This is a genomic window from Gardnerella sp. KA01001 (assembly GCF_049244025.1).
Taxonomy (GTDB): Bacteria; Actinomycetota; Actinomycetes; order Actinomycetales; family Bifidobacteriaceae; genus Bifidobacterium; species Bifidobacterium swidsinskii.
The window spans coordinates 687,013-702,158 of the sequence record NZ_CP058366.1 but is presented as its reverse complement, the minus strand read 5'-3'; the positions used below and the strand labels follow the sequence as shown (position 1 = coordinate 702,158).

The 15,146-nt window shown below is 46.5% G+C and carries 9 protein-coding genes; 2 read left to right on the top strand and 7 right to left on the bottom strand.

The features are described 5' to 3' along the window. Nucleotides 1-302 precede the first annotated feature (302 nt). Nucleotides 303-545, bottom strand: a complete 243-nt coding sequence (locus HXT59_RS02945; protein ID WP_421784068.1) for a hypothetical protein — start codon at nt 543-545, stop codon at nt 303-305. A 139-nt stretch (nt 546-684) separates the two neighbouring features. Beyond that, the gene (locus HXT59_RS02940) at nt 685-2,445 is read right to left on the bottom strand and encodes a SpaH/EbpB family LPXTG-anchored major pilin (protein WP_421784066.1); all 1,761 of its coding nucleotides are present in this window, start codon (nt 2,443-2,445) and stop codon (nt 685-687) included. Nucleotides 2,446-2,808: 363 nt separating this feature from the next. Here HXT59_RS02940 and HXT59_RS02935 point away from each other — a divergent pair, with 363 nt between their 5' ends. Continuing rightward, complete coding sequence (locus HXT59_RS02935; protein ID WP_158245251.1) at nt 2,809-2,952, top strand: hypothetical protein; 144 nt, start codon at nt 2,809-2,811, stop codon at nt 2,950-2,952. 231 nt (nt 2,953-3,183) lie between these two features. Here HXT59_RS02935 and HXT59_RS02930 read toward each other — a convergent pair whose 3' ends face one another. The 5 genes from HXT59_RS02930 to rpoB all read right to left on the bottom strand — a co-directional run bounded on the left by HXT59_RS02930 (nt 3,184) and on the right by rpoB (nt 13,541). Beyond that, the gene (locus HXT59_RS02930; RefSeq protein WP_240318917.1) at nt 3,184-3,483 is read right to left on the bottom strand and encodes a helix-turn-helix domain-containing protein; all 300 of its coding nucleotides are present in this window, start codon (nt 3,481-3,483) and stop codon (nt 3,184-3,186) included. A 176-nt stretch (nt 3,484-3,659) separates the two neighbouring features. Then, nucleotides 3,660-4,016 carry a type II toxin-antitoxin system RelE/ParE family toxin gene (locus tag HXT59_RS02925; protein WP_004109288.1) on the bottom strand — a complete coding sequence of 119 codons (357 nt, stop codon included), beginning with the start codon at nt 4,014-4,016 and terminating at the stop codon, nt 3,660-3,662. Between the two features lie 232 nt (nt 4,017-4,248). Then, complete coding sequence (locus tag HXT59_RS02920; RefSeq protein ID WP_421784064.1) at nt 4,249-5,283, bottom strand: ORF6N domain-containing protein; 1,035 nt, start codon at nt 5,281-5,283, stop codon at nt 4,249-4,251. A gap of 619 nt (nt 5,284-5,902) precedes the next feature. Further along, on the bottom strand, nt 5,903-9,922 hold the full coding sequence (locus HXT59_RS02915) for a DNA-directed RNA polymerase subunit beta' (protein ID WP_174182518.1): 4,020 nt from the start codon (nt 9,920-9,922) through the stop codon (nt 5,903-5,905). A gap of 70 nt (nt 9,923-9,992) precedes the next feature. Continuing rightward, nucleotides 9,993-13,541 carry a DNA-directed RNA polymerase subunit beta gene (gene rpoB, locus HXT59_RS02910; RefSeq protein ID WP_174182717.1) on the bottom strand — a complete coding sequence of 1,183 codons (3,549 nt, stop codon included), beginning with the start codon at nt 13,539-13,541 and terminating at the stop codon, nt 9,993-9,995. Between the two features lie 902 nt (nt 13,542-14,443). Here rpoB and HXT59_RS02905 point away from each other — a divergent pair. Further along, a complete protein-coding gene (locus tag HXT59_RS02905; protein ID WP_004109264.1) occupies nt 14,444-15,145 on the top strand; it encodes a tRNA (cytidine(34)-2'-O)-methyltransferase in 702 nt (233 codons plus the stop codon). The last annotated feature ends 1 nt before the right edge of the window (nt 15,146 follow it).

Genomic DNA, 15,146 nt, shown 5'->3' with positions numbered 1-15,146 from the left:
TCCTCTTTTATTGCTGAACACAATTTTTCCAGCCTCTCAACATACTAAACAACAACACAAAACTCATAGACTCGTGCAAAAGTTACGCAACTGCGTGGTTTACTAAGTGCAACTAGAGTCGCACAATTAAGCTGCGGATGGGTTGGTGGTGAGTGTGTTTGATGTGATGTGCGCAGTAGCAATGACGCTAGTGTTCTTTAAGCAATAAATACTCAACGTCCGCAGAGCATTAATGTTAAAGTTCGCTAATCGATAAATAATCGCCGTTAGCAAAGCACTGGCGCAAAGCTACAGAAGCAACTTCAGCAGAGCAAAACTACAAAGCTACAAAACCACTTTTCGCAGAAGCACTGGCGCAAAGCTTCAGAATCTTCGTTTGCAAAGCAATGATGCAAAGCTTCGGGAACTTTGACGGAAAATATCCGGCGTTTGTTGTCGTTTTTGCTGTTTTTGACCACAAACGCCATGTAATTTTCCGGCAATTGTTGTCGTTTTTGCGTTGTTTGGGAACATTTGCCGGAGAATTTCTTGCGTTTGCGCTCCAACCTGACTGCGCAACTAATCCGCTCAAACCGGTTGCACAGCTTGTTTCGAAACCAAACTATGCAACCGGTTTGAGCAGATCAGCTGAACAATCATCCAAGCCACTCAGCCAACTAAGTCACTCAGCCAGCCGATTGAGTTTTACTCCTGTTCCTGCTCCTTGCGACGCTTCATCACAATGTAGAAGAGCGTGCCAGCGATGCCAACAATGCCGCAAACCGTCAAAATCACCAAGCCGCGAGCACCAGTCATAGGCAAGTTGCCAAGAATCTTGTCGAGAGAAGTAGACTTCTTGTTGTTAATCTTCAATGTGTTAGCTGAATTGTCAGCACCAGCAGTGAGATTCACACAATGAAGCTTGTTAGCAAGTTCAAATCCATCTGGAGCCTTAGTTTCAACTGCGCAATAAACGTGCGAAACATTAGCACCATTACCAACGAAGAAGGAGTCAGAAGCTTTACCTTTATCATCAGTTGCAGTCATTGTACGAACATGTCCGCCGGTCTTTACTAAATCACTTCCAGCAGCGTCAACTGTCTTACCTTTAAGGTCATCTACAGTTTTACCTGGAGCAGCTTCATAGACATTAAAGATTGCACCCTGCAAAGGTTTACCATTGTCCTTATTGTCGTTATCACTCAATCCAACCTTATCAATGGTGAGCTTAGCGAAATTAGTGGTATCTCCACCTTCGTGAGGATGATTTGGGTCTTCATCACATGGTTTTTGCTTAGTTGGAATACAGCCTGGAGTTTTACCTCCCTCGCCGGTTGCAACTCCATCCACATCAGTGTTTATGTAGTTCTTAATATTTCCAGGAGCAATAACTGTTGTTACAACTGTTGCTGTAAGTTTACCGCCAACTTTGGCAGAAGCCTTAGTTAAACCAGTTGTAGTTAGCTTAACGCGAATCCACTTAACGTTCTTGAGGTTCTCAGATTTAGCTAAGTTTACCTTATCTGGATTATTACCAATTGAAGAGTATCCTTCAACTTCATAATCCGTCGTCTCTAAAGTATCAGAGGCGTTGCCATCTTTATCAGTAACCTTCACATTCTTAACACTGCTATAGTTCAAGAAGTCTGTGTTAATCGGGTCAGTGAAGGAAACATTTGTATAGGTTTTGCCACCATCTTTAATAGCGGTGAGCGGGATGGAAATATCCCAACCCATAGTCGTCGTAGTGCCATCAATGAATGGCTTGTTTGGAGCAGTCTGAGCTTTCTTCTCTACCTTGCTGGTGCTAACGTCGTTTTTTGGATAAATCTTTAAATTGTAAATCCAAGTATGAGTCTGCGTATCTGGAAGAGGAACCGTTACAAGGAATGGGTTAACTTGCTTAGTAACCTTAATAGGTTTCCCATCTTTCTTAGGCGCACTATTAGCCAAGTCTTCTTCTACCAAGTACAAGCCGTACGTAGCACCAAGATTGAATGTTGTAGAACCATCTGTACCAGTCTCTTGTTCTACAACGTCAGCTTTTGCTTCAGAAGCCTTCAATCCTGCATCTTGCAAAGCCTTAGCAGCAGTCTTATTCTCAACATTTAAATCTTTGATAGCTGTCCAACCAGTTGTCTTGGACAAATCAATCTTGTTGCCATTAGTATCAACAATTGGAGTAATCTTGAACTTCACGCCTGAAATTGGTTTTTGTGCATCTGGAATTTTCTGCTCTTTACCATTATTCCTAACAGAACCCTCAGGACCTTCATACTTGTAAATGGTAATAGAGGTAGCCTGACCAGATTTAATATTCGCGGTATTTTCACCTTGAGTAGGAGTATTAGAAGCCGACTCACCACCAGCCCACGCTATGGATCCAGCGATGCAGCAGGTACCGAGCGTGCAGGAGGCAGCTACGAGTGCCACCGCGCGTTTTAACTTTGAAGCCTGTAGACGCATATTTCCTCTCTTCAATAAGTAAACTAATCGTCTTACATCTTTATTTAGGCTCAACAGCAGGTTACAAGCTAAACAAAAGGTTATGACATACTGACAATTATGTCGTTATGACATACTGACAATTGCATTGACGACAGCATCAGTGCAAACACACAGATGCGAACGCAGAAATACAACTGCAAACTTTCATCATTTAGCTATTCTTCGCAAATTGTGCGATAACGCTCAACCGTGAGTACATATAATATTAATCGATATTTAGACGAAAAATGAGATGTAGTATAACACAGTCAAATGTTTATGTTTCTGAGCATCTACCCCCCCCCCCGGTACAAAAATCGTTGAAAAACAACGGATTTGGGGGTGACAAATAACCAGCTCTTTTTGTTTTTTGCGTTTTTTATTTTTTCTCAAAACCCAAACCATCGGCGTGTCGCATTGCCCTTGCTTGAAGCTGCATTGCGTGCTTCAAGCAAGCTCAATGCGGTAGCGCTTGCTGAGGGTTGAAAGCACGGTGTGCTTTCAACGCAAGCGAGGTCTACCTTCGTCTCGATTGACGAAGGCAGGACAGGTTCGTGTGGCTGTGCTTTAGAAATTATGTTGTGCTTTACGCACAACCGCGCGCACGATTGTGCTTTCTTTATATTCCTAACGAAAAGTCAACCTGTCGGAATTTCCAACAAGTTCGTTTGGAAAGTACAAGGCAAGTTGAGCGCTAAATCGCAGCGCTAAAACACGTCAACGCGCATTCGGCACAAACTCAATCCTGCAAGTCGCATTCAAAGCATTTGCAATACGATTCAAAAGCGCAATAGTCGGATTCCTCGAACCATTTTCCAACCTGCTAATATCCGACTGACTTATACCCGTCTTCTCCGACAGCTCAGCCTGAGTCAAACCAGCCCTTTTTCTCGCCATCACAAGCGACATAGTCAAGTCTCTTTCCGGCTGAAGCGCATCATACTCTTTCTTGAACTCGGGATCCTTCATAAGCTCGTCCGTGAGTTCATGCAAATCATTCATTCGCGTTTCCTGCACTGCGCGCGCTCCCTGCACTGCGCGCATTCGCCGCAACTCTTGCTTTCTCTGCATTACTCGTGTTCCCCGCACTACGTGCATCTCCTGCACTGCGCACGATCGCAGCAACTCTTGCTTTCTCTGCATTACTCGCGTTCCTCGCACTACGCACGTTCCCTGCAACTCTTGCTTTTCCATCACAAGCCCATCTTTCTATTAAAATATTCAGCCCTTCTCTGCATAGCGACCAATATTTCACTACGCGGAGTTTTCTGCTGCTTTTTAACGAATCCGTTGGTGGCAACAATGATCTTATCCGCATCAAAAAAGTATAAAATACGCACTATGTTGCTACCTAAAATAGTGCGAAGCTCAAAAATATGGTTGCCAACATGCTTACTAAGCGGTTCCCTCGCATCGTTTCCCAACATCTCCAAGCGATGCAAATCAGAAACCACCTTCGCGCGCAACTTGACATCTAAACTTTTAATAAACTCGCGTACTGGCTTATCACCATCCTTATCACTGTAAAAAATCACATCAAACAATTCCACAACCCCCTGCTTATGTTATATATAGCATAATCGCTTGTATACATCTTGTCAAAACAAGCAACCAGAGACCATAACGCAGAAACAGTACTGCGCCAGTGTCCGAAGGTAGGCAAAATCAGACACTAACGCAGAACACACGCGCTCTCTAATTTGCAGTAATTAAAAAGACGATAGATTTTCGCTTCTACCGCCTTTTAAAGTTCATACAACTTCCTACTTTGCTCTTTGTGTATTAAATTTTCAAATTCTTATTGTTTAACATTCCAGCAAACATTGCATGATACATATCCTTCGACGATTCTTCTATCCTGGTAATACTTGATATTTTATTTCCCGCATCCTTTGATGATGCTCCACAAAGATAAAAGGCCTCATTTTCTGTCCCAAAGTCTATTGCAATATATCTATCATGGTATTTTTTATCGGATACCTTCAGATTCAGGTCTATATTAGGATAATCTTTTCTAAAATCATCTAAAATATTTTTTGTAAGCATATCTTTATTTCTTACATTATCGCTAAAAACTATGATTTGTATGTTATCTCTTGCAGCCCTTAAAAGTTCCAAAGTTTTAAGCCCTATATAGTTATCTATAACATAAATGCTTTTCTTTGCTGACTTATATATTTTTGTATAGGCAACATCTGCTTCTATCTTATCTCCATTCAGCAAAAGAAAATGCTTGTAGGTGTTACTATCTATAAAATTATCCATTACCTTTTTCAAATCTTCTTTTGTTGCCAAGGTGCTAATTTTATCGTTTATATTTGCTATTTCTTTTGAATGCTGCATTATATCATTTGTATTTTGACTTGTTTGCAATAACAGTTGCGTCATTTCTTTTGGACTAAGAAAGTCTCTATTTTCAACAATGAAGTCTTTCATCTGCTTAAACATTCGTATTAAAGCCTTGCTCTGTTTAACTGCCAGTTCTCCCCTTAATACAGTCATAAGCATATAGATGCCCTGTTCCGTAAAGGCGTAAGGTTTGTATTTAATATTACTGCCTCTGCCTTGCGCTTTGTTCAAGGTCGCAAAATGCGACCTTGAAAGTTCAGATACTTCCTCATCGGTTAATTGGAACATAAAATCGTCATCAAATTTTTCAATATTCCTTTTAACCTGTTCGTTAAATCTTTTTGTAGAATATCCATAAATCTCAGCTAAATCCGAATCAAGCATAACTTTTTGATTTCTTATATAGTAAATCTTACTTTTAAGTGTAGTTTCATCTATTATCACAATCTCTTTCTTCTCTTCTGCCATAATGCCCCAACATTATCTAAATATCTTTCCCAATACGCCACGTACTGCGTAACTTTTACTGCGTAACTTTTTTAAATCAACTGCGCCAGCAACAAATAAACAACATCGTGCGTAGATTTATTAGTTTTTGAGCTGAATTAATAGGTAGGATGCATCTATGCTCTATTTCAGCGTCTCTTATCATACGTATTGTTTCATTGTTAGTTTTAGGCATACTACTGAGATTATTTGAGGACACTATGCCTACGCAATAAATTTATAGCATTGTGGATAGAAGGTATTTAAGTACGATTCATGCGTTACTCGCGCAGCGCGACGACCTGCCTGAGCGCTGCGATTTAGCGCGCTAAGGCAACTCGGAGCGGAAACTCGCTCAAGCTGGAAGTCCAGTGGACTTCCAACGCGAGTTTCGTAGGCGAGTGCGTTACTCGCGCAGAACACGTACTGCAAGAAGAACGAAAAAACAGTAGAGAGCGTTACTCGCGCAGAACGCACACTGCAAGAAGAACGAAAAAACGGCATTATACGTTATTAACGCAGAAAGCATACTGTGCCAGTAACAAAATGGAGCTTCAAGCCCGAAAGCTTGAAGCTCCATTTTTATATCAGATTAGCGCAATCACTCAGCTTCGTCGCCGTAATCACCCTGACCACCCTGATCATCAAGGAAGTCATCTGGATTAAAGTCGTCGCCGAGCTTCATGTCACCAAAATCAATGTTGGAGAAGTCAACATCGCCCATATCGCTCTCACCGAAGTTCGAAGGCGTGCTATCTGCACCGCCCAAACCAAAGTTCGGATAAATAGAGTCGCGCACCTGAGGATCTGGCTCCACACTAGCATTGCGGTAACGTGCCAAACCGGTACCAGCTGGGATGAGCTTACCGATAATCACGTTCTCCTTCAAGCCCTTAAGGTCATCTTCCTTCTGGCTCAAGGCGGCCTCAGTAAGCACGCGCGTAGTCTCCTGGAACGATGCTGCAGAAAGCCAAGAATCCGTAGCCAACGAAGCCTTGGTAATACCCATAAGCTCTGGTCGACCAGCAGCAGGCTTGCCACCGTTCTTTACAGCAGCCAAGTTTGCCTCGCGGAACTTTGCTTGATCCACAAGCTCACCTGGAAGAAGATCCGTATCGCCAGAATCGATCACCGTAATACGGCGAAGCATCTGGTGCACAATAACTTCAATATGCTTATCGTGAATATCAACGCCCTGAGAACGGTAAACGTTGTGAACTTCTTCCACAATATTCACCTGAGCCGCACGCGGACCAAGGATTCGAAGAATCTTCTTAGGATCCACAGAACCTTCAATCAGCTGCGTACCAACGTCAACATGCTCGCCATCCTTTACCAGCATTGGCGCACGACGCGTCACTGGGTAAACGATTGGCTCAACGGTTGTGTCGTCTGGAGTCAAAGTCACCTGACGGCCATGGTCAGTATCCTCAACCTTCACAACGCCTGGGAACTCAGCGATTGGAGCCTCGCCCTTAGGAGTACGAGCCTCGAAAAGCTCCGTAACACGAGGAAGACCCTGAGTAATATCAGAAGCCGAAGCGACGCCACCAGAGTGGAAGGAACGAAGCGTAAGCTGCGTACCAGGCTCACCAATGGACTGTGCTGCCACAATACCAACAGCCTCACCAACATCCACAAGTCGGCTCGTAGCCAAGGACCAGCCGTAGCACTTTGCGCAAACGCCACGCTTGGATTCGCAAGTAAGCACAGAACGCGCCTTAACTTCCTCAACGCCGTGCGCAACCAAATCACGCAAAACATCCATAGAAAGCGCATCTCCACACTTTGCCAAAACTGTAGTGCCGTCAGCAGGATCGAGAACATCTGCAGCAAGCAAGCGCGAGTATGGACCGCCATCAGCAGCCTTAACAAGCGTCAAATTGCCGTTTTCGTCGCGATCAGCAATCTTCATCATAAGACCGCGCTTAGTGCCACAATCTTCTTCGCGAACGATTACTTCCTGCGAAACGTCCACAAGACGACGAGTCAAGTAGCCAGATTCTGCCGTACGAAGTGCGGTATCTGCCAGGCCCTTACGAGCACCGTGCTGGGAGATGAAGTACTCCAACACGGACAAGCCGTCGCGGTAGTTTGACTTAACAGGTCGAGGAATAATCTCGCCCTTAGGGTTTGCCACGAGGCCTCGCATACCAGCAATCTGGCGAATCTGCATCCAGTTACCACGTGCGCCTGACTGAACCATGATGTTCACGTTGTTGTCGTCGTGGAAGTTTTCGCGCATTGCGTCTGCAACCTTGTCGGTGCATTCAGTCCACAAGTTGATCAACTCTTGACGACGTTCTTCGTCGGTAAGAAGACCCATATCGTACTGGGAGTTGATTTTTGCAGCCTGATCCTCGTAATCTTGCGCGATTTGTTCGCGATTTGGAGGAAGCACAATGTCGGAGAATGCCATTGTTACGCCAGACCAAGGAGCACGAGTAAAGCCGAGATCCTTCAAAGCGTCGAGTGTTGCCGCAACTTGAGCTGTAGAATAGCGGGTTGCGATTTCGTCGACAATCTTAGAAAGTACGCCCTTTGGCACCTGCTCGTTTACGAACGGATAGTCGACTGGCAAAGTTCCGTTGAACAAAATGCGTCCGCAAGAAGTTGCAAACAGTACAGTTCCGTCCTTAAAACGCTCTTCGCGCACAACGTCCGGGCTGCCTGGCTCAGGGTCAACAACCTTAAGCTCAGCAGGCTCCCAATTCTTTGGCAATACGAAGTCTGCAGGAACTCGAATCAGCACCTTAGCTTGCATGTCAATCTCATGCTTGTCGAGAGCCATTTCAGCTTCAGCAAGCGAGGAGAAGATTCGGCCTTGACCCTTGGCTCCGTCAATTACGGTAGACAAGTAGTAAAGACCCAGAATCATATCCTGAGAAGGCATTGTAACGGTGTGACCGTCTGCTGGCTTCAAGATATTGTCGGAAGCCATCATCAAAGTGCGTGCTTCGGCTTGAGCTTCTGCAGAAAGCGGAAGATGCACTGCCATCTGGTCACCATCGAAGTCTGCGTTGAATGCTGCGCAGGCAAGTGGTGGCAGGTGGATTGCTTTACCTTCAACCAAAATTGGCTCGAATGCCTGAATACCCAAGCGGTGAAGTGTAGGTGCGCGGTTAAGAAGCACAGGATGCTCGGAAATAACTTCCTCCAAGACGCCCCAAACTTCGGAGTCGCCGCGATCTACCAAACGCTTTGCGCTCTTCATATTCTGAGCGAAGCCCTGATCTACCAAACGCTTAATAACGAACGGCTTAAACAGCTCCAATGCCATTGGCTTTGGCAAACCGCACTGATGCATGCGAAGGCTTGGGCCAACGACGATTACGGAACGGCCGGAGTAATCAACACGCTTACCGAGCAAGTTCTGACGGAATCGGCCTTGCTTACCCTTAAGCATGTCGGAAAGCGACTTTAATGGTCGGTTGGATGCGCCGGTTACTGGGCGTCCGCGGCGACCGTTGTCGAAGAGCGAATCGACTGCTTCCTGAAGCATGCGCTTTTCGTTATTAAGCATGATTTCAGGAGCACCGAGCTCAATAAGTCGCTTCAAACGGTTGTTACGGTTGATTACGCGACGGTACAAATCGTTTAAATCGGAAGTTGCAAAACGACCACCATCGAGCTGAACCATTGGTCGCAAATCTGGTGGGATTACTGGAATTACGTCCAAAACCATAGCTTCTGGCTTGTTTCCAGTAGTCAAGAATGCGTTTACAACCTTCAGTCGCTTCAAAGCGCGAGCCTTGCGCTGACCGGTTCCGTTGTCGATTTCTGCGCGAAGCTCCTCTGCGGCAGACTTCAAATCGAAGTCCTGCAAACGCTTCTTAATAGCTTCAGCACCCATGCAGCCTTCGAAGTAGTCGCCGTAGCGATCTTCCATCTCGCGCCACAAGTCAACGTCGCCTTCCATGTCTCCGGCACGCAAGCCCTTGAAGCGGTCGAATACTGCGTTCAAACGCTGAATCTGCTCGTCGTAACGAGTGCGAATAGCAGACATTTCGCGTTCTGCACTAGCGCGCAGCTTAGATTTTGCAGCACCTTTGCTTTCGCCAGATTCTTCCAGCTCGTGCAAGTCTTCTTCAACTTTCTTTGCGCGCGCTTCAATTTCGTTATCGCGGCGCTTGCGAAGGTTGCCGATTTCGGTATCGAATTCGTCTTGCAAATCTGGAAGATCTTGGTGACGCTGCTCTTCGTCGACTTTCGTAACCATGTAGGCTGCGAAGTAGATTACTTTTTCAAGATCCTTAGGTGCAATGTCGAGCAAGTAGCCCAAACGGCTTGGCACACCCTTGAAGAACCAAATGTGCGTTACCGGAGCTGCAAGCTCAATATGACCCATGCGTTCGCGGCGAACACGACTGCGGGTAACTTCTACGCCGCATCGCTCGCACACGATTCCCTTAAAGCGCACGCGCTTATATTTGCCGCACGCGCACTCCCAGTCGCGAGTTGGACCGAAAATCTGCTCACCGAACAGACCGTCCTTCTCTGGCTTTAGGGTACGGTAATTAATGGTTTCTGGCTTCTTTACTTCGCCGTGGCTCCAGCTACGGATATCTTCGGCGGTGGCCAGTCCAATCCTCAGTTTGTCAAATGCGTTGACGTCCAGCACTCTTATCGTCCTGTCTCATGAAATTGTTTTCTAATGTTTCTTAATTTCTTAAAGTGTGTTCGTTACCGAATCACTGGTATTCAGGTTCAACAGCAATCTGATCTTCCTTGGCGGACGAATCTGGTCGAGCGCCAATATTGAAGCCAAGATTGTCGGAAGATGAAACTGGGTCGTCCTCTTCATCCTTCATGTCGATTGCAACGCCTTCAGCGTTCAACACTTCAACATTAAGGGAAAGCGACTGCATTTCCTTAAGCAACACCTTGAAGGATTCAGGAATGCCAGCTGGTGGCAGGTTATCGCCCTTGACGATAGCACCATACACGCGCACGCGACCGTCGACGTCATCAGACTTCGTAGTCATCATTTCGTGCAATGTGTAAGCAGCACCATAAGCCTCGAGCGCCCACACTTCCATTTCGCCGAAGCGCTGACCGCCGAACTGAGCCTTACCACCCAACGGCTGCTGGGTAATCATGGAGTAAGGACCAGTGGAACGTGCGTGAATCTTATCATCAACCAAGTGATGCAGCTTCAAAATGTACATGTAGCCCACAGAAATTGGCTTCGGGAATGGCTCGCCAGTGCGACCGTCGAATAAGGTTGCCTTACCGTCGGAGCCAACAAGCTTGTCACCATCGCGATTTGCGAGTGTTGTAGAAAGCAAGCCCTTCAAAGTTTCTGGGCGCACGCCGTCGAATACTGGGGTTGCAACTGGAGTGCATGGATCGCCATGCTCAGCACCTTGCGGAACGTACTTCTTCCAAGCTGCTTCCAAATCTGGATCCAAGTTAATATCCCAGCCAGCGTGAGCAATCCAACCCAAGTGAAGCTCGAGCACCTGGCCTAAGTTCATTCGAGAAGGCACGCCCAACGGGTTAAGCATGATGTCAACTGGAGTACCATCAGCCAAGAATGGCATATCTTCTTCTGGCAAAATGCGGGAAATAACACCCTTGTTGCCGTGGCGGCCGGAAAGCTTATCACCTTGCGTAATCTTACGATGCTGAGCAATGTAAACGCGAATCATTTGGTTCACGCCGTTTGGAAGCTCGTCACCGTCGTCTTCAGCGTCTTCACGAGTGATTTCCTTAACTGCAATCACAGTACCAGTCTCGCCGTGTGGCACGCGCAAAGAAGTATCGCGCACTTCGCGGCTCTTTTCGCCGAAGATTGCGCGGAGCAAACGCTCTTCTGGAGTAAGCTCGGTTTCGCCCTTAGGAGTTACCTTACCAACCAAAATATCGCCGGCTTCAACTTCAGCACCGATGCGAATAATGCCGCGCTCGTCAAGATTTGCAATCGCATCTTCACCAACGTTTGGAAGATCGCGAGTAATCTCTTCGGAACCAAGCTTAGTTTCACGAGCGTCGATTTCGTACTCTTCAATATGAATAGAAGAAAGCGTATCATCTTGCACAAGACGCTGGGAAATAATCACAGCATCCTCGTAGTTGTAACCGTTCCAAGGCATGAATGCAACGAGCAAATTCTTACCCAATGCAAGTTCGCCCTTTTCGGTTGCAGGACCGTCTGCCAAAACAGTACCAGCTTCAACACGCTCGCCATCTTTAATAAGCGGCACTTGGTTGTAGCAAGTAGTCTGGTTAGAACGCTGGAACTTTGAAAGCTTGTAGCTGGACTGAGTTCCATCGTCGTTCATAACGCGAATAATATCTGCAGAAACGTAAGTTACTACGCCCGGCTTTTCAGCTAAGATTACGTCGCCAGAATCAACTGCTGCACGCCATTCAGAGCCGGTACCAACAAGTGGTCGCTCCGACTTAATAAGCGGCACAGCCTGACGCTGCATGTTCGTACCCATCAATGCGCGGTGACCTTCATCGTGCTCCAAGAATGGAATCAAGGAAGCACCAAGGGAAACCATCTGACGTGGGGAAACATCCATGTAATCTACAGTGCTTACAGGCACATCGACTGCTTCTTCTTCGTCCACGCGAGCAAGTGCTTGAGTGCCAACGAAGTTGCCGTTTTCGTCGAGTTCCTGGTTTGCTTGAGCAATAACGTGCTCGGCTTCGCGGTCTGCAGTCATGTATTCAACTTCGTTAGTTACGTGACCATTCACAACCTTGCGGTATGGGGTTTCGATGAAGCCGAATGGGTTGATGCGTCCGAAGGTTGCCAAAGAACCGATAAGACCGATGTTTGGACCTTCTGGGGATTCGATTGGGCACATACGTCCGAAGTGGGATGGGTGCACGTCTCGAACTTCCATAGAAGCGCGATCGCGAGAAAGACCACCAGGACCAAGTGCGGAAAGACGACGCTTGTTCGTAACTCCTGCCAAAGGATTGTTTTGATCCATAAACTGGCTGAGCTGGGAAGTTCCGAAGAATTCCTTAATAGTTGCGTTTACTGGACGAATGTTAATCAAGGACTGAGGAGTAATTGCCTCTGCATCCTGAGTTGTCATACGTTCGCGCACAACGCGCTCCATGCGGCTTAAGCCGGTACGAAGCTGATTCTGCACAAGCTCGCCAACCTGACGAATACGACGGTTGCCGAAATGATCGATATCGTCAACGTCAACGCGCAACTGCACGTCTTGACCGTCGCGCTTACCTGGGAAGGTCTTTTCGCCGGAATGCAACGTTACCAAGTACTTAATAGTTGCGATAATATCTTCGCGGTTCAAGCTACGATCGCTGTAATCTGCTTCAATACCGAGCTTGCGGTTGATCTTATAGCGACCAACGCGAGCCAAATCGTAACGCTTTGTGTTGAAGTAGAAGGAATCGAGAAGGTTGCGACCAGCTTCTGGAGTTGCAGTATCTGCAGGGCGAATCTTACGGTACAAATCGGTAAGTGCATCGTCTTGCGTTTCGATAGGCTCTTTTGCGAGCGCATCCAAAACAAGTGGGTATCCTTGGAAAGCATCGGCAATTTCGTCTTTCGTCATGCCAATAGCCATAAGGAATACGATTGCAGACTGCTTACGCTTGCGGTCAACGCGAACGCCTAAAACGTCACGCTTGTCGATCTCAAATTCCAGCCATGCACCACGGCTTGGAATAATCTTCGCACCGAAAACATCCTTGTCGGAAGTGCGATCCTGCGTGCGATCAAAATACACGCCTGGAGAGCGCACAAGCTGCGAAACAATTACTCGCTCGGTGCCGCCAATAATAAAAGTACCGTGTGGAGTTTGAAGTGGAAAATCACCCATGAAAACAGTTTGGCTCTTAATTTCACCAGTTTCGCCGTTTTCAAACTCAGCATTCACATAAAGTGGAGCAGAATAGGTGTAATCCTTTTCCTTGCACTCGAGCACAGTGTGGCGTGGCTCTTCAAAGTATGGATCAGAGAATGTGAGACTCATTGTCTCAGCAAAGTTCTCAATTGGGGAAATCTCCTGGAAGACTTCGTCGAGACCAGAAACATGAGGCACGGTGTGAGTTCCGTTTGCTTCATCTTCTGCAACGCGCTTCTTCCAGCGTTCAGAACCGATCAACCAATCAAAGCTGTCGGTTTGCACGCCGAGGAGGTATGGCACATCAATAGGCTCACAAATGGAGCCAAAATTCACACGATCTGACGCTTTATGCAACTTAATATCATGTTCGTCAGCACGTGCGATGACTTTCGTGGTGCTCGTCATAGCTTGTTCAGCAGCCAATGGACGTTCCTTTATCACTCGCTAGTTAACTATTTAATCTTTGAAAAACTAAAGAAAATCGCGGCAAACGAAACTGCCAAATAAGCAAGTTGCGATGCGCGGGCGCCTTCTTCGGTTCCATGAGCATGCCCGCTATATGACACACCTTACACAGAACCTCTACTTTACCAAAAACTAAAGACTTCCTTATTAATAAAAAAGTCCGCTCTAGCGCTTGCAATTTCTGGGATGCTTAATATTCTCTACTTCAGTGGAACGAATATTCGTGTGGTGAGATTTGAGATTTTTCGCACTGAGCGCGGCGAACGTCAGAGCCGCAGGCTGCTGATTCACCAAGCGAAGAAGAAAAATCGAAAAATCTCTGCGATAAGGCACGGTTATTAACGATTAAACACGCAGAGTTTGGGGGATTTCTCTACGAGCACTAAAAGAGGACTGCGCATTGACTTGCCGGAGCGCTTAAAGCGTAGCGCGCGGAGGCACTTCAATGCGGAAACTCGCTAAAGTTGGAAGTCCAGTGGACTTCCAACGCGAGTTTCGCAAGCGAGCGTAATAAAACGCGAGCTTATCGTTAAAAAAGTTTAAGAATAAAGCGCCCGAAAGAACGCTCACGCGCAAAGCGCGCTCGCTACTGAGCTTGCGTTGAAAGCACACCGTGCTTTCAACTTGAGCAAGCTCACGCTCCGAGTTGCTTTCGCGAGCACAATGCTGCGCTCAAGCATGTCGTCGCGCTAGTAACACCCACCACTCACAGCCACTTCAGAAACACACCAGCCAAACACCAGCTAAAACTCGCGCCACATTAAACTATACAAGTTGCGAGTAAACTAAATACGTTACGATTACGAAGTTACGTAAAGATACTTAAAAAGCTAAGGAATAGCATGAATAACAGCGAGAATACGCAAGAAGCAGCAGCCAAAACCAAAAAGCAAACCGAAGCACAAACCGAAGCACACAAAGCAGCAGCAAGCCGCGTAGAGCAAATGTACGAGTACGGCTACCGCAAATCAAATTATGGCCCAGACGAGCTTGTAACCGACGCTCACGGAAATCCAATTAGCGTTATGGACGCAATGCTCAGCGCCGACGACGCAGCGCGCGCAGAAACGCACACTCCTCACCTTTGCTTCTACTCCCCTCGTATTCCAGGAAATACAGGTTCCGCAATTCGACTTTGCGCTGTAACTGGCACTATTTTGCACTTGGTTGAGCCGCTTGGTTTTAATTTGCACGATACTAAATTACGTCGCGCAGGCTTGGATTATCACGATATGGCTCACGTTGTTTTGCACCCAAATTTTGAGAATTTAGTTGAGTCAATGCCAAATTCGCGAATTATTGCGTTTACTGCGAATGCTACGAAACTTTACACTGAAATTGAATATAAACCGAACGATATTCTGCTTTTTGGACCAGAACCAGGAGATATTCCTGATCCAATGGATGTTATGGCAGGCCCGCACGTGGCAGAGCAGGTGCGTCTTCCTATGCGCCCGTCACTTCGTAGTTTGAATCTTACAAATTGCGCTTCTATTGCAGTGTATGAAGCGTGGAGACAACTCGGTTTTACAGGCGGAAAGTAAT